Origin of the sequence: Symbiopectobacterium purcellii (assembly GCF_019797845.1) — a bacterium.
Classification (GTDB): Bacteria; Pseudomonadota; Gammaproteobacteria; order Enterobacterales; family Enterobacteriaceae; genus Symbiopectobacterium; species Symbiopectobacterium purcellii.
This window is the reverse complement of record NZ_CP081864.1, coordinates 2,402,745-2,420,515: the sequence shown is the minus strand read 5'-3', so window position 1 is coordinate 2,420,515 and position 17,771 is coordinate 2,402,745. Positions and strand designations below refer to the sequence as shown.

At 48.7% G+C, this 17,771-nt stretch carries 15 protein-coding genes and 3 pseudogenes; 2 read left to right on the top strand and 16 right to left on the bottom strand.

The genetic code is table 11. From position 1 onward, the window contains the following. Positions 1-156: 156 nt before the first annotated feature. On the top strand, positions 157-1,392 hold the full coding sequence (gene pepT / locus K6K13_RS11350) for a peptidase T (RefSeq protein WP_222160866.1): 1,236 nt from the start codon (positions 157-159) through the stop codon (positions 1,390-1,392). Positions 1,393-1,469: 77 nt separating this feature from the next. Here pepT and K6K13_RS11345 read toward each other — a convergent pair whose 3' ends face one another. From K6K13_RS11345 to rluE, 9 genes are all read right to left on the bottom strand, one after another. Beyond that, positions 1,470-2,858: a hypothetical protein gene (locus K6K13_RS11345; RefSeq protein WP_222160865.1), complete on the bottom strand. Its 1,389-nt coding sequence runs from the start codon at positions 2,856-2,858 to the stop codon at positions 1,470-1,472. Positions 2,859-3,111: 253 nt separating this feature from the next. Continuing rightward, positions 3,112-4,233 (bottom strand): ribosomal protein uL16 3-hydroxylase, encoded by a 1,122-nt coding sequence (locus K6K13_RS11340; protein WP_222160864.1) that lies wholly within the window; start codon positions 4,231-4,233, stop codon positions 3,112-3,114. 95 nt (positions 4,234-4,328) lie between these two features. Then, positions 4,329-5,780 (bottom strand): two-component system sensor histidine kinase PhoQ, encoded by a 1,452-nt coding sequence (gene phoQ, locus K6K13_RS11335; RefSeq protein WP_222160863.1) that lies wholly within the window; start codon positions 5,778-5,780, stop codon positions 4,329-4,331. A 2-nt stretch (positions 5,781-5,782) separates the two neighbouring features. Continuing rightward, positions 5,783-6,463, bottom strand: coding sequence for a two-component system response regulator PhoP (phoP, locus tag K6K13_RS11330; protein ID WP_195313029.1), 681 nt, complete (start codon positions 6,461-6,463; stop codon positions 5,783-5,785). A gap of 215 nt (positions 6,464-6,678) precedes the next feature. Next, entirely contained in the window at positions 6,679-8,049 is a 1,371-nt protein-coding gene (purB, locus tag K6K13_RS11325) for an adenylosuccinate lyase (protein WP_222160862.1), read from the bottom strand. Between the two features lie 148 nt (positions 8,050-8,197). Further along, the gene (gene hflD, locus K6K13_RS11320) at positions 8,198-8,824 is read right to left on the bottom strand and encodes a high frequency lysogenization protein HflD (RefSeq protein ID WP_222160861.1); all 627 of its coding nucleotides are present in this window, start codon (positions 8,822-8,824) and stop codon (positions 8,198-8,200) included. A gap of 3 nt (positions 8,825-8,827) precedes the next feature. Continuing rightward, the gene (gene mnmA, locus K6K13_RS11315; protein WP_222160860.1) at positions 8,828-9,934 is read right to left on the bottom strand and encodes a tRNA 2-thiouridine(34) synthase MnmA; all 1,107 of its coding nucleotides are present in this window, start codon (positions 9,932-9,934) and stop codon (positions 8,828-8,830) included. 106 nt (positions 9,935-10,040) lie between these two features. Next, entirely contained in the window at positions 10,041-10,508 is a 468-nt protein-coding gene (locus K6K13_RS11310) for an NUDIX hydrolase (protein WP_222160859.1), read from the bottom strand. Continuing rightward, a complete protein-coding gene (gene rluE / locus K6K13_RS11305) occupies positions 10,501-11,127 on the bottom strand; it encodes a 23S rRNA pseudouridine(2457) synthase RluE (protein ID WP_222161058.1) in 627 nt (208 codons plus the stop codon). Before rluE ends, K6K13_RS11310 begins: the two co-directional genes overlap by 8 nt. Before the next feature lie 131 nt (positions 11,128-11,258). Here rluE and icd point away from each other — a divergent pair, with 131 nt between their 5' ends. Then, the gene (gene icd / locus K6K13_RS11300; protein WP_222160858.1) at positions 11,259-12,512 is read left to right on the top strand and encodes an NADP-dependent isocitrate dehydrogenase; all 1,254 of its coding nucleotides are present in this window, start codon (positions 11,259-11,261) and stop codon (positions 12,510-12,512) included. A gap of 101 nt (positions 12,513-12,613) precedes the next feature. Here the strand turns inward: icd and K6K13_RS11295 are convergent. The 7 genes and pseudogenes from K6K13_RS11295 to K6K13_RS23560 all read right to left on the bottom strand — a co-directional run. Continuing rightward, positions 12,614-13,812, bottom strand: a pseudogene (locus K6K13_RS11295) (site-specific integrase). Then, positions 13,802-14,038, bottom strand: a complete 237-nt coding sequence (locus K6K13_RS11290; protein WP_222160857.1) for an excisionase — start codon at positions 14,036-14,038, stop codon at positions 13,802-13,804. The pseudogene K6K13_RS11295 and the gene K6K13_RS11290 overlap by 11 nt, the downstream one beginning before the upstream one ends. Positions 14,039-14,228: 190 nt before the next feature. Next, positions 14,229-15,284, bottom strand: a complete 1,056-nt coding sequence (locus K6K13_RS23230) for a hypothetical protein (RefSeq protein ID WP_252120478.1) — start codon at positions 15,282-15,284, stop codon at positions 14,229-14,231. A gap of 12 nt (positions 15,285-15,296) precedes the next feature. Further along, positions 15,297-16,596: pseudogene (locus K6K13_RS11280) on the bottom strand (phosphoadenosine phosphosulfate reductase domain-containing protein). After that, on the bottom strand, positions 16,593-17,027 hold the full coding sequence (locus tag K6K13_RS11275; RefSeq protein ID WP_222160856.1) for a hypothetical protein: 435 nt from the start codon (positions 17,025-17,027) through the stop codon (positions 16,593-16,595). Before K6K13_RS11275 ends, K6K13_RS11280 begins: the two are co-directional and overlap by 4 nt. Before the next feature lie 173 nt (positions 17,028-17,200). Beyond that, positions 17,201-17,545 carry a phage protein NinX family protein gene (locus K6K13_RS23565; protein WP_350338153.1) on the bottom strand — a complete coding sequence of 115 codons (345 nt, stop codon included), beginning with the start codon at positions 17,543-17,545 and terminating at the stop codon, positions 17,201-17,203. A 113-nt stretch (positions 17,546-17,658) separates the two neighbouring features. Then, positions 17,659-17,757: pseudogene (locus tag K6K13_RS23560) on the bottom strand (hypothetical protein); the annotation flags it as partial. Positions 17,758-17,771 lie beyond the last annotated feature (14 nt).

Genomic DNA, 17,771 nt, shown 5'->3' with positions numbered 1-17,771 from the left:
TGCATAACATCATTGCTGCATGTATCCAGTGATTTATCTGCCGGCAAAAGACGGTTTTAATGCATTCGTTGGCTATGATGGTAAAAACTGACCTGACGCAATATTTGCCGGTAACGCCATCCGCATAATACCCATCAGGGCTCAGGGGGCTGGAATATGGAAAAATTACTCGATCGTTTTTTGAATTATGTGACCTTTGATACGCAGTCTAAACCGGGCGTAAGGCATGTGCCGAGCACGGATGGCCAGCTCAAGTTGGCGCGTGCCTTGCAGCAGGAACTGATCACGCTTGGGTTCGACCAGGTTACCCTGAGCGAACATGGTTGCGTCATGGCGACGCTGGCCTCTAATGTGGCATGGCAAGTGCCTACCATCGGTTTTATTTCTCATATGGATACGTCGCCGGATTACAGTGGGAAAAACGTTAACCCTCAGATTCTGGAAGATTACCGCGGTGGCGATATTGCACTCGGTATCGGGGATGAAATCTTGTCGCCAGTGATGTTCCCGGTGCTGCACCAATTGCTGGGTAACACCCTCATCACGACGGACGGTAAAACGCTGCTGGGTGCCGACGATAAAGCCGGTATTGCGGAAATCATTACGGCGATAGTGCGATTAAAACACCAGCAAACGCCACACGGTACGGTGCGTATCGCGTTCACGCCGGATGAAGAAATTGGTAAAGGCGCGCAATTCTTTGATGTTGCTGCCTTTGGCGCGCAGTGGGCTTATACCGTCGATGGCGGTGGTGTGGGCGAGCTTGAGTTTGAAAACTTCAATGCGGCATCCGTTGGCATCAAAATTGTGGGTAATAACGTTCACCCCGGTAGTGCCAAAGGGGTAATGGTTAATGCGTTAGCGCTGGCTGCACGTTTTCACCAGGAAGTGCCTGCGCAGGAAGTGCCGGAGCAGACCGATGGTTATCAAGGTTTCTATCATCTGCACAGCATGAAAGGGACGGTAGAACGTGCCGAAATGCACTATATTGTGCGTGATTTCGAAAAGCACGGTTTTGAACTGCGCAAAAAGGCGCTGTTTGATATTGCTGAAAAAGTGGGGCTTGGTCTGCCACCAGACTGCTATATTGAGGTGACCATTACCGACACCTATTACAATATGCGTGAACAGGTTGAACAGCATCCGCACGTGATCAGTTTGGCGCAGCAAGCCATGCGCGATTGCGACATTGAACCTTGTCTCAAGCCTATTCGCGGTGGCACGGATGGTGCGCATCTTTCCTTCCAGGGGTTACCTTGCCCGAATCTGTTTACCGGTGGCTATAACTTCCATGGCAAACATGAATTCATCACGCTGGAAGGCATGGAAAAGGCAGTGTCGGTGATTATACGTATTGCTGAATTGACGGCGTTGCGCGCAAAAGCGTTATAACGGCATTAAATAAACAATGTTGCCTTGATGCTGGGAAGAACGCCCAGCATCATGTTTAGCTATCACAACTCGCTTTATCACATCGCGTTTGCGCATTCTTGATGGTTCGTTTTCAATTGCACGGAACCATTCGCATAAGAAAATGAAGTGAGAAGGCTTGCTACGATACGATCACCATCGTTGTTTCTTTCTTTAATGAAAGACAGATCCATTGGGGTCTCTTTAGTGCAGTCATAAAGTTTGGGTAAGATCGTGAGCCGCAAAGCAGCAGCAAGCAATTGAGTTTTATTGAACATTGATGTTTTACTATCGTCTGCACTCTGATAAGCATCAGAATAAAAACCCAGGATAATTAAAAAGAGTTTTTTCGCCTTAGGCTCCATTGTGTCGATTCGTTTATAGAGAATTTCGGCGGCTTCATTTGGTTTTTTCATCATTTGTAGGAGTATTTTTTCAGTAATTGGATTAACATTTGAAAAACTCTGCTTTAGAACATAGACCAGAGTATCTCTATGTGTTTTATCAATGTCGAGAGAGCGCTTATCAAGTTCAATTAATGCAGTGTCATTTTCAATTTTGCTGCCTGATATTCTGAATAGGCCATCACATTCAGTATTCCTTCTTTGATCACTGTCTTTTGTGTACGAGAGCTTCAATTTCTCGACTATGTTGCTAATTGTTTCTTCCAGGTATTTTTGTTTTTGCGTATAGCTTGTTTTTTTTATGGAGTTGTCTTTCTGATTTATCGTACTGTCATCATGAGCAGTTTGTCTCGACAACTGGCGATAGAGAAAAGATGTATTTTGCTGTAATACGTTAGATTGCGCAGGATGACAGTTTTCATTTAGCGGTATTGAATACTCAGTGCTGCTGGGTTGAGCGGGTTTAGGCGCGTCATTTCGCAGCGTATTTTCTAAAGAATCCACATCTACAAGAATGTAGGAAAGTAATGATTCCGTTGCAGCATCCATTTTGCCTGAATCAGGTTTTCCTTCAGGAGTAAAGCTAATTTCATCCTCAGTTAACAGGTCACGCTCAATAGCTAATTGTATTTTGCAGAATTGTGAAAAAGTTTCAGTGTCGATCGTTTTGCAATACGTCTCGCCCTGTGGTGTTGCAACAATGAGTGTCGTCATGGATTTTTCTTTCGTGTTTTTATCATTGCTTTCGAAAATGATACTGTTGTTTAAATACTCAAATTCAATACAGTGTGGAATATAATAGGAATTATTTCTATTGTGCTTTTTTTGAATTTCATGTAAGAGATTAGACGTAAAATCCGTGGTGAATTTTTTATAATCATCATCTTTGCCTTTTTTTAAGAATCCGAAAGTGATGATGTCTATAATTTTTTCCAAGAAGCTGTTTAGGCAAGACGGCGTTGGGGCTACATTCCCGGTCACATGGTTTTGAATATACTGGGCTACATTGTTAGTGTCAGATGTGATATGCATTGAATTATTCATAACACTCCCTTCGGTTATAAATAAAGCTAATTAGGTTGTTTTATTATAAGACTGTGATAATGATGATAAATACACTGTTCACCTTGTATTGCGGTAGGTGTGTTACAGTGTTAAGGATGACTTGTTTTTATAGATGTATATTCGTTGGATGTTGATACAGGAATAATAAACTCGATATTGATGGGGGAAATGCGGTTTATATCGATACCGACCATTAAAAATGATCGGTATCATGTGAGGATGACAGTATTATTTAATCCATAAAATACCAATAGCCGCTGTTAATGAAAACGGTCAGTTTGGCCAGGAAAGAAGGATCTTCCAGTGCATCTCCCAACACGCCACCTTCCAACGTCAACTGCTCTGACAGGGCGAGCGCAGCGCTATGGTGTGGGGTGTCAAGGCACTCTCCATTGACAAAGCACTGTTCTGCCACACAGAGCACGCGTAATCCGTTTAACCGGCGTAAAGCAGACCCCTGCTGAAGTAATTCGTAAACTTCACCGGGTTGATACGGCGGTTCCGGCGGCGCGATATCCAGCTCGTGGCGTGATTGCGTAATAAATTCACCAAACCAGCGCTGGAAGTGTTCTGGCTGCTGCACCAGGTCCAGCATCATTTTTTGCAGTGCATCCAGTTCCTGGGGCAATACCGTGGCCGGGTGTTCACGTTCAGGGATATCAGGATCGCTATAACGATAGCTCCCCAACTCCCGAGCCAGCACATAATCGGCAAAACCGCTGACCAGTTCGCGCCCGTTTGGTGACCGAAAGCCGACCGAGTAATTGAGCGCATTTTCCAATGAATAACCTTCATGGGGAAAGCCGGGCGGAATATAGAGAATATCCCCCGGAGACATCAGCTCATCAATAATCGGCTCGAACGGATCCACCTGGAGAAGATCCGGGTGAGGGCAGTGCTGCTTCAGGGGGATCTTTTCTCCGACGCGCCAGCGGCGCTGTCCGGTCCCTTGAATGATGAAGACATCATACTGGTCGATATGCGGCCCTACGCCGCCGCCCGGCACCGAGAATGAGATCATCAAGTCATCGGTGCGCCAGTCGGGGATATAACGAAACGGGCGCATCAATGCCGCTGAGGCGTCATGCCAATGGTCAACGGCCTGCACCAGCAAGGACCAGTTGTGTTCACCCAAGTGGTCAAAGCTGTCGAAAGGACCGTGGCTGACTTGCCACTGGCCTGCATCATGGCTGACTAAACGACTGTCAACTTCGTTTTCCATTGCCAGCCCGGCAAGTTCATCGGGCGATATGGGATCGATGAAATCGGTAAAACCCTGTTTGATCACCACAGGGCGTTTTTGCCAGTAATTCGCCATGAAAGATGGCCAATCGAGATTCAGTTGATAATCCATACCATGTGTTCCAACAAAGGGGGGCGGTAAGAGTATAACCATTTCAACGTCGGAGTTGCAGCACAGAGCCGCTATACGGTGACAACTCGCCGAGGTTAGTCTGGATGCGGATGCTGGCGGCCAAAAATGGTTTCAACGCGGGCACCACCAAGAACACTGTCGGTGATGATAATTTCCCCTTCATATTGCTCGATAATATCCAGCGCGACAGAGAGCCCAATGCCCTGGCCGGGGCGCAGCGTATCCGCCCGTTGACCACGTTGGAAAATCATTTCACGTTGGCTGCGCAGTATGCCAGGGCCATCATCATCGATCAGCAGATGCAGGCGATGGTCCGAATACTGTGCGCTCACTTCAACAAACTCCAGACTGTATTTGCAGGCGTTATCGAGCACGTTACCCAGCACTTCCATAAAGTCGTTTTTCTCGCCGACAAAGGTCAATTCCGGAGAAATATCCAATGTGATGACGACGCCTTTACGCTGATACACTTTGTTTAACGCGGAACACAGGCCATCCAGCAGTGCAGGAACGGAGTGCACCTCACGCAGCAACAGATTGTGCTCATAACGCATACTCGCGCGATGCAGATAGTAACCTATTTGCTGTGAGATGCGGCTGATTTGCGCCAGCATCACCGGTTCTGCCTGCTCGATATGCACTTCTTTATCCGTACGTAACGCACGTAATGTGGTTTGTAGCACGGCAAGAGGCGTTTTCAGGCTATGCGTTAGATCCGTTAGCGCCGTACGGTATTTTTGATAACGCTTACGTTCGTTATTGAGAAGAATGTTGAGGTTGCGCACCAGACTATAGAGTTCACGCGGTGGATTCTCATCAAGCTGTTCTCGGGTGCCATTTTCTAAATCGGCAACCTGTTCTGCCAGCGTCTTAATCGGGTGCAAGCTCCAGTGGGCGGCGAGCCAGAGTAAAGGCAGTACTAGCAGTAAATTGGCGATAAAAACATAGCTAAACCATTCCCACACCATATCTGCCTGTTGCAGTTCCTGGGGAATTTTATCAATCACGACGATGGTTAGGGCGGGCAGACTTTCTGTAGCCGGATAGGTATTGACCGCGATGGAGTGGGTGAACGGTGTTTCTTCCACTTTGCTGCTAAAGCGGGTTAGCTTGCTGAGGACTTGTGCATCACCTTTGAGTACCGCACTGCTGGTTTGGGTGTTGGTATCCAGTTCGTGATAATCGGTTTTTGTCAGGCACTCGGGTTTGATCAGCGCTTCCAGTTCCGGTACTTCGCGTTCGCGCCAGAGCATTTTGCCGTCCTGATCGTAAATCAGCACCAGCGTGGGATAGCTGATATCCATGTCGGAGGGCATGGTGACGCTAAGTTGATGATCCTTCCACTGCGCCAGCCGATAAAACAGGTTGCTTTCGCCGCGCAGTAAACGGAATGACGTTTTATCGAAACTGACGCTGTAGCCAATGATAGCGACGGCCCCGTAAGACAGCGACAGGGCCAGCACTATAGCGACAGCAGCAAGCAGAAAACGAACATGTAAGGAGAATGGCAGTCTTTTTACACGCATAGCTATGAAGAGGCGACCAAATCAAAACGATAGCCTTGGCCTCGTACGGTAGTGATGACGTCGGCATCATACACCAATTGCAATTTTTTACGCAGACGTCCCATCAACACATCAATAGTGTGGCTTTCACGCAATTCTGCATCAGGGTAAAGTTGCAGCATGAGTGACTCCTTGCTGACCACCTTACCGTTGTTACGAATCAGCGTCTCTATAATCGTGTATTCAAATGCCGTGAGTTTAATCGGTGTACCCGCCACCATTAATTCACGACGCGACAGATCAATTTCGAACGGTGGTAAACTGATTAACTGGGAAGCCAGACCGCTGTTGCGTCGCATCAGCGCCTGCATTCGGGCAACGACTTCCTCAAGATGAAAGGGCTTCGTTACATAATCATCAGCACCGGCTTCAAGCACCGCCACTTTATCCTGCCAGCTTTCTCGCGCCGTTAGCACCAAAATGGGCAGCTTCACTTGCTGATTGCGCCAACGGCGAATCAGCGTCATACCATCTTCAACAGGCAATCCCAAGTCCAGAATAGCGATATCAGGGGCATGTTCATGCAAGAAATAATCCGCTTCTTTAGCATCGGCAGCCGCATCAACCTGATGGCCCATTTCTTTCATCTGAACGGTGAGGTGATGGCGCAGCAACACATTATCTTCAACAACCAGTACGCGCATGACTTTATCCTTCATTGAACTAGACGATCCGGGCTATGCCTCCTAATTCTAACAAAAAAAGCAGAATTGAGCATCGGCGGTGGCGATGTGAATTATCCACAATCGCAGTAAACTAAATGTAAACAAACGTCGAGGGAATGGAGAAAAAGCCTAACGCGAACCAATAATCACTCGTAAAAGGGACACGAGGGGCAGTTACCCCCCGTGCTTACGCGTTACTTTAACGTGTCTACCAGCGTCACTGCGTGACCAATATAGCTCGCAGGCGTCATTGCCTTGAGGCGTGTTTTTTCTTCCTCTGGCAGTGCGAGGCTGTCGATAAAGGCCTGAATGCCTGTACCGTCAATGCGTTTTCCACGCGTCAGTTCTTTCAGCTTCTCGTAAGGCTTCTCAATGCCATAACGGCGCATGACCGTTTGGATAGGTTCTGCCAGCACTTCCCAATTGCTGTCCAGTTCATCCAGCAGACGATCGCGGTTCACTTCCAGTTTGCTAATGCCCTTCAGTGTAGCTTGATAAGCGATTAGCGCATAACCGATGCCTACACCCAGATTACGAAGTACGGTGGAATCGGTTAAATCACGCTGCCAGCGTGACACGGGTAACTTGGTCGCCAAATGGCCCAGCACAGCATTGGCCAACCCCAGATTACCTTCGGAATTTTCGAAGTCGATCGGGTTTACCTTGTGCGGCATTGTGGAAGAACCAATTTCACCCGCGATGGTTTTCTGCTTGAAGTGATTCAGTGCAATATAGCCCCAGATATCCCGATCGAAATCGATCAGAATGGTATTGAAGCGGGCTACGCAATCAAACAGTTCCGCGATGTAGTCGTGCGGTTCGATCTGTGTGGTGTAGGGATTCCACTGGATACCCAGCGAGGTAACAAAGCTTTCGCTGAATGCGTGCCAGTCCAGTGTTGGATAAGCGGCCAAATGCGCGTTGTAGTTACCGACTGCGCCATTGATTTTGCCAAGAATTTCGACCTGTTGCAGTTGGCGATATTGGCGCTCCATGCGGTAAACCACGTTAGCGAACTCTTTGCCGATAGTCGACGGCGTTGCAGGCTGACCGTGGGTACGGCAGAGCAGGGGAATGTCGCGATACTGCTGCGCCAACGTTTTAAGGGCATCAATGATTTGACGCCAGAACGGCAAAATCACCTCACGACGTGCGCAATCCAGCATCAAGGCATGAGACAGGTTGTTAATATCTTCTGACGTACAGGCGAAATGGATAAATTCATTGACGGCGTGCAGGCTAGGCACTGCCGCGACTTTTTCCTTGAGAAAATACTCCACGGCTTTCACGTCATGATTGGTCGTACGTTCGATGGTTTTGATTCGCGCGGCGTCAGTTTCATTGAATTCTGCGACAATTTTATCAAGGAAAGCGTTTGCGTCGGCGTCAAATGCAGGAACTTCCTTGATTTCTGCACAGGCTGCCAATTTTTGCAGCCAGCGGACTTCAACCTGCACACGAAATTTCAGCAAACCAAATTCACTGAAAATAGCGCGTAACGTGCTGACTTTATCACCGTAGCGACCATCAATCGGGGACACGGCGGTCAGTGAGGATAATTCCATCGCAAGCAACTCCTGGGGTGTATTTATCAAAGTATAGGTTTAACAACACATAAATTAAAAACGATAACATCAGCAACGTTTAGGTGTTGTGATGATGCATGGGCGGCAACAACGCTGTTTCTTTACATCGCAATCGGCCGCCTATGGATTAACAGCGGGCCAGCATCTGCTTGGCTTCTTTTACCAAGCGTGCGCGAGAAAACATCAGTTGCAAACGCCCACCGCCGACCTGTTGCCACAGCACGGCTGCTCGGATACCCGCCAACAACGCGGCGCGCACTTTGGCCTGCACCTGCGCGTTTTTCAGCACTTCCGGAGACCCGGTGACCTGAATTCGCGGGCCCAGTGCGCTGATGACGTCAACATAAATTCCTGCCAGGGCACTGATAATCGTCTCTGACATCAACTCAAAATGCTCGAGTTGTCGTGAAAGTTGGCTAATACGGTTACCCAACTCATCAAGCGCTGCACTATTGCCGCTTAACTTGCGCTCAAGGGCAATCAAACTAAAGGCATAGCGGGATAATTCTGCACCTACGCCTTTGACGCTGCTGTTTAAGATGCCCAGCAAGGTTTCCAATCCAACCTTTACGTTGCGCTCATCGCCACCAAATACTGCTACGGTAGAGCCGGGATTCATATCCAACAGGCTGTTGAGCGAGGTTTGCAGTACGTCATTATCACAGTGGCCATGGTGCGCCAACTGTTGAACCAGATGGGCAGATTGGCAAACGCCAGCCAGTGCCAGCGTGATGTCCTGATAATTTTTAGCCACAGGTTACTCCTGTACTCGTTCTTCGATAATGCCGCCGCCAAGGCAAACCTCTCCCTGATAAAACACTGCGGATTGACCCGGCGTGACGGCTGCAACCGGCGCATCAAAACGAACGCTGATGCGTTCGCTGTCCAGTGGGGTCACCGTACAGGGAATGTCTTCCTGACGATATCGCGTTTTCACGACGCAGCGGAAAGGTTCAAGACGCGGTTGGCGATCGACCCAATGCAACTGTTGTGCGATGAGTCCCTGCGACATCAAGCGTGGGTGGTCGTGTCCTTGCGCAACATACAGAATATTATTCGTGACATCTTTATCAACCACATACCAGGGATCTTCGCTGCCCTCTTTAACACCGCCGATGCCTAACCCTTTTCGCTGTCCCAGCGTGTGGTACATCAAGCCCTGATGCTGCCCCATGGGTTTGCCATCATCAACGGACAGTATAGGTCCCGGTTGTGCAGGCAAGTAGCGCGCCAGAAAATCTCGGAATTTGCGTTCACCGATAAAACAGATACCGGTGGAATCTTTCTTCTGCGCGGTTGCCAGACCAAGGCGTTCTGCGATACGGCGCACCTCAGGTTTTTCTAACTCTCCCACTGGGAACAGGCTTTGCGAGATTTGCTGGTGGCTAAGCGTGTAAAGGAAATAACTCTGATCTTTGTTGCCGTCTTTGCCGCGCAATAACCGTGTGGCGCAGCCGCTGTCATGGCGTCGAACATAGTGACCAGTCGCGATATAGTCGGCCCCTAAGTCTTCAGCAGCAAACTCCAAAAACGCTTTGAATTTTATCTCTTTGTTACACAGAATATCGGGGTTGGGCGTGCGACCGGCACGGTATTCCGCCAGAAAATGTTCAAACACATTATCCCAATATTCCGCAGCAAAATTGACGGTGTGTAGCACAATGCCCAATTTGTCGCATACGGCTTGCGCATCGGCCAGATCGGTAGCGGCAGAGCAATACTCGGTGTCATCGTCTTCCTCCCAGTTCTTCATGAACAGGCCTTCAACCTGATAACCCTGTTGCTGTAACAGGTAGGCGGAAACGGAAGAATCGACACCGCCGGACATCCCGACAATGATTTTTTTCTGGCTGTTATCTGACATGGGCGTCTCACGAACTGAAGTGCTGACGCGCGGCTCATAGGACTTCAACGCGTCAGCATGAAAAACAAGCGGGATATTTTATCATGATGTTGTCAGGGCTGCATGGCTAATCCTGCGCATTGGGTATTTCAAAAGGCCAGTTAAAGGCTCCCAACAGGCTGAGCGGGTAGCGTTCCGACGTCTGATAGCAGCGAATACTTTCTGCCACCAGCGGCGATCGCAACTGCGTGGAATGCAGGATCTCCTCAGCGGTGAGCCAGTGACAGCAACTGATATCGCTGTCATGTGGGGTGGTTGGATGTCTTGCTGGGAGATCAATGGTAAAGCAAAAACGCAGAAACGGCGTGTGGTCGGGGGCAATCCACTGGTGAAGACGCAGAAAAAACTGCGGCGCGGCGCTGATGCCGGTTTCTTCCCACAGTTCGCGTCGGGCTGCCTGAATCAGTGTTTCGTTAGCCTCAAGATGTCCCGCGGGCTGGTTCCAGGTTGCCTTACCGCGAATCTCTTCCTCAACGATTAAAAAATGGTTTTCTGCCTGTACCACACAGGCCACGGTAACATGCGGTTTAAACATCGAGAATCTCTCTCCAGGTGCCAGGCGGTAAATGTTCCAGTGTCTGATTGGCCATACCGTAACGTATCAGGCGTAGGGTTGGATAGCCTATGTGCGCTGTCATGCGACGAACCTGACGGTTTCGCCCTTCATGCAGCGTGATTTTTAGCCAACTTTCTGTAACCGTTTTTCTTTCGCGAATCGGCGGCACGCGTGCCCATAGCCACTCAGGGGGAGCAACAATTTCTGCGCCTGCGGGCAATGTCATGCCATCTTTCAATAGCAAGCCGCGACGAAATTGCTGCAAATCTGTCTCTGTCGGAGTGCCTTCTACCTGAACATAATAGATTTTCGCGGTTTTTTTCCCCGGTTGAGTGAGTCGGGCTTGCAGTTTTCCGTCATTAGTGAGAATCATTAGACCCTCGCTATCACGATCCAACCGCCCAGCAGCATAAATGTCAGGAAAAGGGATATAGTCTTTCAGGGTGGTGCGGCCTGCTTCATCGGTAAACTGCGGAAGCACGTCAAAAGGTTTGTTGAACAGAACGATGCGGCGCGGCGCAGTGGAAACCGCGCGTTTACGTGAAGTTTGCGAGCTGAATCGCTTAAGGTTTTGATTTTTAAGCGAGAATTTATTCATCATCTTTATAGCCGAGAGTTACAAAGGCATTATACTCGAAATGGTTTGCGATTGGCGCGGGCAAAATATTCAAGTAGTATTGACGCGCATCTTACAAATCATTAACAAAATTGCGCTCGAAGGAGAGGTTAATGGAAAGCAAAGTAGTTGTACCAACAGACGGACAAAAAATCACTGTTGATGCCCAAGGTAAGCTGAACGTTCCTAATAATCCGATCATCCCCTTTATCGAAGGCGACGGTATCGGCGTGGATGTGACTCCTGCGATGATCAATGTTGTTAATGCCGCAGTGAAAAAAGCTTATGACGGCAAACGCGCTATCTCATGGATGGAAATCTACACCGGTGAAAAATCCACCCAAGTGTATGGCAACGATGTCTGGTTGCCGGAAGAGACACTGGATTTGATTCGCGACTACCGTGTCGCCATCAAAGGTCCCTTGACGACGCCGGTCGGCGGCGGTATCCGTTCTTTGAACGTTGCTCTGCGTCAACAACTGGATCTTTATATCTGCCTGCGTCCGGTTCGTTATTACGAAGGTACACCAAGCCCGGTTAAACAGCCTGAGCTGACTGATATGGTGATCTTCCGTGAAAACTCCGAAGACATTTATGCGGGTATCGAGTGGAAAGCCGGTACCGCAGAAGCTGACAAGGTGATCAAATTCCTGCGTGACGAGATGGGTGTAAGTAAAATCCGCTTCCCGCAACAGTGTGGCATTGGCATCAAGCCGTGCTCGGAAGAGGGTACCAAGCGTCTGGTTCGTGCCGCCATTGAGTACGCTATCGTCAACGATCGCGAATCTGTGACGTTAGTCCACAAGGGCAACATCATGAAATTCACCGAGGGCGCGTTTAAAGACTGGGGCTACCAGTTGGCGCGTGACGAATTCGGCGGTGAGCTGATCGACGGTGGACCGTGGGTTAACATCAAGAACCCGAACAGCGGCAAAGACATTATCATCAAGGATGTGATTGCCGATGCGTTCCTGCAACAGATTCTGCTGCGGCCTGCGGAGTACGACGTTATCGCTTGTATGAACCTGAACGGTGACTACATTTCCGATGCGCTGGCGGCTCAGGTAGGCGGTATTGGTATCGCACCCGGTGCCAACATTGGCGATGAATGCGCGCTTTTCGAAGCGACTCACGGTACTGCACCGAAATATGCCGGTCAGGATAAAGTGAACCCCGGTTCAGTCATTCTTTCCGCCGAAATGATGCTGCGCCACATGCACTGGTTCGAAGCGGCCGACCTGATTGTTAAGGGTATGGAAGGCGCGATCAAGAACAAGACTGTGACCTACGATTTCGAACGTCAGCTGGAAGGCGCTAAGCTGCGGAAATGTAGCGAGTTTGCGCAAGACATCATCGATAACATGTGATCCACTATTAAGCGTGGGTTAACAATAGGGGCCAATTTCGGCCCCTTAGTTTTTGGCTCAAAATCCTTTCTCCAAAACTCTTCTCCAAAACTGTACAAAATCTAGGCTGTTTTTGTGCTAATGACTACCCAATCCTTACCTCTGTCATCGTTATATTTGTCGGTCATTTCTTTCGACCTATGGCCCAGTAATTTCTGAGTATCAATCCCCTGATCACGGTAAAGCCGTTCTGAGAGGGAGCGTTGTTCGTGAAAGGTTGGCTCGGTTCCGGCATCCCATTTCAAACCGCTTTTGTCGCGCGCTTTTTTAAACGCTGACGTTAGTGTCTTTGTTGAGACTTGCCCCCCTCGGGGAGCTTGGGAGGTCGCATGCCTAAAATGGACAAGATATTTACTCACCACAGCATCACGGCATTTCGCTATGACTTCACGTAAAGATATATCCAGCGCTTCACAGCGAATAGATAACGGAATCGCCAGGCGGGAACCCGTTTTCTCTTGCTCAATATGCAGCATGTCATCCCAAATATCGGTGAATTTCATATTGCAGATATCGCCTAGCCGTTGACCAGTCACGATCGCTAATAGCATTCCACACTGTAAGTAAGGGCGTTGCTTTTTACTCACATCAAAAATAACTTTCCATTCCTCAAGAGATAGCCTTTGGCGTGTAATCTTGTTTCTTGGTTGCCTGGTTGCCTGGTTGCCTGGTTGCCTGGTTGCCTGGTTGCCTGGTTGCCTGGTTGCCTGGTGGCAAGGGCAGGGTTTTGCCCAGGGGGAACATGACCGGAATGTTGAGCCTCTTTGAAGACATCGATCAGCACCATCCTGACAACTTGAGCCATGCGGCTGTGTCCATCTTCTTTTACTGAATCGATAATTTCTGCAATATCCACGGCAGTAATATCCTTGATATATTGCATTCCACAATGCTCACGAAAAAGACGCAGCGGTTTATTTTTCTGTTTGAGAGAGTTGGGTTTCAACTCTCCGTGTTCGAGACGGTCTTGTTGTACCTGAAGGTATTTATCAATCCATTCCGTGACTGTGATTCCGGTACGAGTATTTTTCATCCTCGCAATACGTTCGTTGACGCTCAAAATTTGGCGAGTCCGTTGCTCGGCTATTATTGTATTTGCTTCCGTGGCTACTTGTTTTGCTTCTGCTTCATCGGTCCCCAAACCGTGAAACTTTCCAGTCAGTGGGTGTTTATATTGCCAGTAAATTTTTCCAGTTCTTTTGTCTAATCTGCAATAGAGATTAGGAATGCTAATTCTATGTCCGCGCGGTCTAGCAGCCATCTGAAATGATCCGTTGTAATCTTGGGTTAGCGTTGGTGGGTATACGTGGTTCAGCTAAAATCCCTACAAAGCGTGCCTCGCGATCTACCATCCACAACCGCCCGACCTTAATTGCTGGTGGTGCGATCATCCTCCCTTTGGCATATTTCTTGAGTACACGCTCACTAGGGGCCATTTCGCCGAATTCCGCTTGTGCCCATTCAATTAAAGAGATCATGCGTGACATAGTTCCTCCACACCGATTAATTACCACCTGACTGCACTCAGGCGTTTTAACGAAACCTGCCGTAGTAATCACCGATATTCCAGAGCAGTATTTTCATGTCGGGGTCGGCTTTACCGGCTAATGCATGCGGCTGAAACCACATGCCTACTTTCTTTCTGTGCGGAAGATTCCGCACAAACTGAGTACGCATCTACTCCCCCTTGCGCAGCGGAACCAGCGGAATATAAACATCGGCATCAGTAGCCGCATCTGGCTGCTGCTCTAATGTGAGGCACACGCCAGTAAAGCGGTTCATGTAGCGGACTGGCGTTGCTGAACAGTTGCCAGGTGCGGCCTGATAAATTCGCCACAAAGTCTGTGTGACACGATGCGTGAATTTCTCTCCATCCCATTCAAGGCACGGCTCTTCCTCACCGGCGTTGATTTCGTCGAATTCCTGCCAGTTCCAGAATTCGTTGCACAGGGAAATAAAGTGCTCGCGCGAGCCATTGGTTTTCTGAGTGTTGCCAGACTGGAGCATGGCGGCGCGGCAGGCGTTCCAGCCAATGACTTTTCCAGCCTCCATATAGTCTTGGATATCCGTCTGGTCACATAGAGAACCAACCATCTCATCCGGCACCGTGTAAGGCTGGCTTGCAGGTTCCTTCTTGGCTTCTTCGCGCAGAAACGTGAGCATTTCATCAGCAAAATCGCGCTTGAAATCGCCGTCTGTAGCGTCGGGCAGAGCATCAATTGCAGAAAGAATCATTGTCGCAACGTCAAGCGTGTCCGATGCCGGTTTATCGATGAAACCCGCATCCCATGCAGCTAAAAGGCGGTTTGCGGTAAAGATTATGCCTTCTGCACGATGATCCATTAGATGGCTTGCGGCTGGTGGAACGGGATCGAGATAAACAGGTATTTTATAGTCGCCAGTTGGCTCGGGATATACGCATGTAAATCTCGTCCTTCCATCAAGCATTCGCACAACTGCCTTTCTGCTAGCGTAGCCAAGATTATTTTGCCCCCGCAGCTCTGCCAGTTGTGCTTCTAACTCGGCAACGCGCTCTTTCATGTCGATAAGCTGGTGGGTGCGAGGATCAATCTCGCAACGCTGCTCAAGCTCGACCACGCGTGCTTCTGCTACGAGAAGGCGCGATACCAATTCCTCAGCTTCATGCGCTGGAATCATTACGTTGTGAGCATCGCCGTAGGTTTTTCGCCATGACGCTATTGTATTCAAGCGTTCATTCGTCAAAGCATTCATGTTATTTAGTCCTTATTCGCAGAGCCCATATCGTGATGAGCAAACTTCTGTATCAAGACTGGCTTTAACTAGGTCATAAACCTTGCCCCCCCGGCCTGTTTTGGCCCACTCGACAACCTCATCGACATTCGGTGAACCCATGCCACCGCGAGTACCGTAGAACCCTGACCAGTCAATGTTTTGCACTTCCACATTGAGTCCGTAAAGGCGAGGTGCGTCACCCAGCATGCGTCTTACTGTCACTGTTTCGCCACGCCGATCTGTTATCTCACGGAAGCCGATTATTGAGTTTACCCATGCCTGACTCACCGTTCCGGTACTCATCCAGTGCACCCAACGAGATGCAAGGCGCACCTTGCGCTCCCATTCCTTGTGTCGCTCTTGGTATTCAGGCCAGCGAGCGGCGGTTTCTGAAATTTCCTCTTTGTTGCAAAGCACGCAGTTCATGCAACCGACGCGAGAAGCCCCCTGCAAATACAGTGGATTTGGGTTGATGCCAAAATATTTGTGAAGAGCAAAAACATCCGCCGCTGTCCATTGGTGAATATTGGTGAATAGGGAGGAAGTTGTAGAGAAAACCAGGGTCGCGATTGTCCTTATCAAACCGCTTGTAAGCGGCTCTTTTTGTCGATTCCTGCGCCCTTACACCCGACCACTGAACGACTACTTCACCGTCGTCAATAAGCGGCTTTATCACCGCATCAAAGACGATTTGGATTTTCAGTTCGTCAGTGCAAAATCGGTTACGCAGTTGTGGAAACTGACCGTGTAATAGAGCGGCATCGAGAAAACTATTGCCCGATGGATGAAGAACCGATAGCGCAGCATCTAACGCGGTTTCAAACTCGATGCCCCATCGCTCTGCCGTCTTAAGCCATGCCTGACCAAACTTTGTATCTGAACGTGCAAGGGATGGCATCACAACACCGCGATATGCTCCGAGCCGAATGGACTGTTTGGTTTTCCAGCCAGCGGTGACCCTTTCCCGTCGTTTTGCAAATTCCTCCTCGGTGTAAATTCGTTTAACGACCTCGACCGGGTTGCTACCAATTTGCAGGTGTATGTCTTTAGCGAACTGAATAGTTAATTCATGCTCATTGTCGGTGTCCGCCATGACTGATCGGACGCGACCGCCAAACAGGTGATTAGCAATCGTTGCTGTTGTTGTACTGTCTTTCCCCGCAGAGAAATTAACCAGAATCACATGGTCATCAGGAATGCGAAATTCATTCAGATAGCGCGAATAGGCAATTTCGATCTCTTTGACCATTTGTGATATGTCTGTCGGAATAATGATGGCGACTTCACTCACACCCCACCTCCGCGCAGTTTGTTGGCGTACTCATGCATTTGCTCATACTCATAAGCGCCGATATCCCCTTCGTTAAAAAGGTGCTCGGCCGCATCCTCAACCGCCTTTGCCCCGATTTCAGCAATTGCGGCGTCGGTTGTTTTTGTTTCAAATGCACCACGCTGGATTACGCAAAGTAATGCTTTTCTAGCATCTTCTGGCTTATTTCCTTCGCCGTAAGAAAATGCTCTATTTGCTGCTGCTCTAAACTCATTTCGCTGCGCGATAATTTGCGCATTCTCAGCAACCAGCCCATCCCGCTGCTTTTCCAGTTCTGCGATGCGCTTTTCTAATTCGACATAATCACTTGCTCGCACCATGTCGATAACAAATCCGTCTTTTGGCTCTGCGTCGTGGATAAAGCTTGAATCCATACCATAGAATTTAGCCATAATAATTCTCCCTTCTTAATCTTTTCTCATAATCGGAGCGGCACTCAGCATCACAGAATGAGCCGGTATTTATTGTCTCATCGCAATTTCTGCATTTACCTGTGAATGGAACCGGAGGAGGGCGGTTAGCCAATGCGTGCTGAATGGTTAATTCGACGAGTTCATTTGCTTGGTCAATTATCTCTGGCATTTTCTTTTTCCTTCATCATAAGGAAGGCTATCATTGCGGCGCGAAGTGGGTTTTTGTCGTATGCCGTTGCATAAGTAGTCATAAACCCATCAGACGAGCACATGGCCTCACATTTCCACAATTCATCGGCGCAATATGGATTAATCATGATTCTGTTTTCAGTAATAATGGCCCATGCGTCTGATGGGTTATTGCATGGTTCGAAGGGAGCCTCATCGAAATCAGATCCTGAATATGCTGGAATATCGCTATTGACAAGCTCGTAAGGATCGCCATCACCATTGAAAAGAAAGCGATTGGGGAATTGCTTAGCAACTTCTTTGTTAATCTCGGAATCACATCAGCTTGATGTAATCCATTATCCACCTCCAACTTCAATCCAAACTTCTTACAGAAGAATGCACGATTAGCCCAGTATTCTCTGTTCTTGTCAGATGCATATTCATAAGCAGCAAGCCACATTGTTCCGGCTTGTGTGAATTTATATGCGCGTTCGAGTTCGGCAGCGTTATTGGCTGCTTGTTGATATGCTGTGTTCATGGGGTTAGTCCTGA

Excerpts from the sequence above, each read along its gene's own strand:
- pepT (WP_222160866.1), top strand. The coding sequence starts at position 157 with ATGGAAAAATTACTCGATCGTTTTTTGAATTATGTGACCTTTGATACG.
- K6K13_RS11345 (WP_222160865.1), bottom strand. The coding sequence starts at position 2,858 with ATGAATAATTCAATGCATATCACATCTGACACTAACAATGTAGCCCAG.
- K6K13_RS11340 (WP_222160864.1), bottom strand. The coding sequence starts at position 4,233 with ATGGATTATCAACTGAATCTCGATTGGCCATCTTTCATGGCGAATTAC.
- phoQ (WP_222160863.1), bottom strand. The coding sequence starts at position 5,780 with ATGCGTGTAAAAAGACTGCCATTCTCCTTACATGTTCGTTTTCTGCTT.
- phoP (WP_195313029.1), bottom strand. The coding sequence starts at position 6,463 with ATGCGCGTACTGGTTGTTGAAGATAATGTGTTGCTGCGCCATCACCTC.
- purB (WP_222160862.1), bottom strand. The coding sequence starts at position 8,049 with ATGGAATTATCCTCACTGACCGCCGTGTCCCCGATTGATGGTCGCTAC.
- mnmA (WP_222160860.1), bottom strand. The coding sequence starts at position 9,934 with ATGTCAGATAACAGCCAGAAAAAAATCATTGTCGGGATGTCCGGCGGT.
- K6K13_RS11310 (WP_222160859.1), bottom strand. The coding sequence starts at position 10,508 with ATGTTTAAACCGCATGTTACCGTGGCCTGTGTGGTACAGGCAGAAAAC.
- rluE (WP_222161058.1), bottom strand. The coding sequence starts at position 11,127 with ATGAATAAATTCTCGCTTAAAAATCAAAACCTTAAGCGATTCAGCTCG.
- icd (WP_222160858.1), top strand. The coding sequence starts at position 11,259 with ATGGAAAGCAAAGTAGTTGTACCAACAGACGGACAAAAAATCACTGTT.
- K6K13_RS11290 (WP_222160857.1), bottom strand. The coding sequence starts at position 14,038 with ATGTCACGCATGATCTCTTTAATTGAATGGGCACAAGCGGAATTCGGC.
- K6K13_RS23230 (WP_252120478.1), bottom strand. The coding sequence starts at position 15,284 with ATGAATGCTTTGACGAATGAACGCTTGAATACAATAGCGTCATGGCGA.
- K6K13_RS11275 (WP_222160856.1), bottom strand. The coding sequence starts at position 17,027 with ATGGCTAAATTCTATGGTATGGATTCAAGCTTTATCCACGACGCAGAG.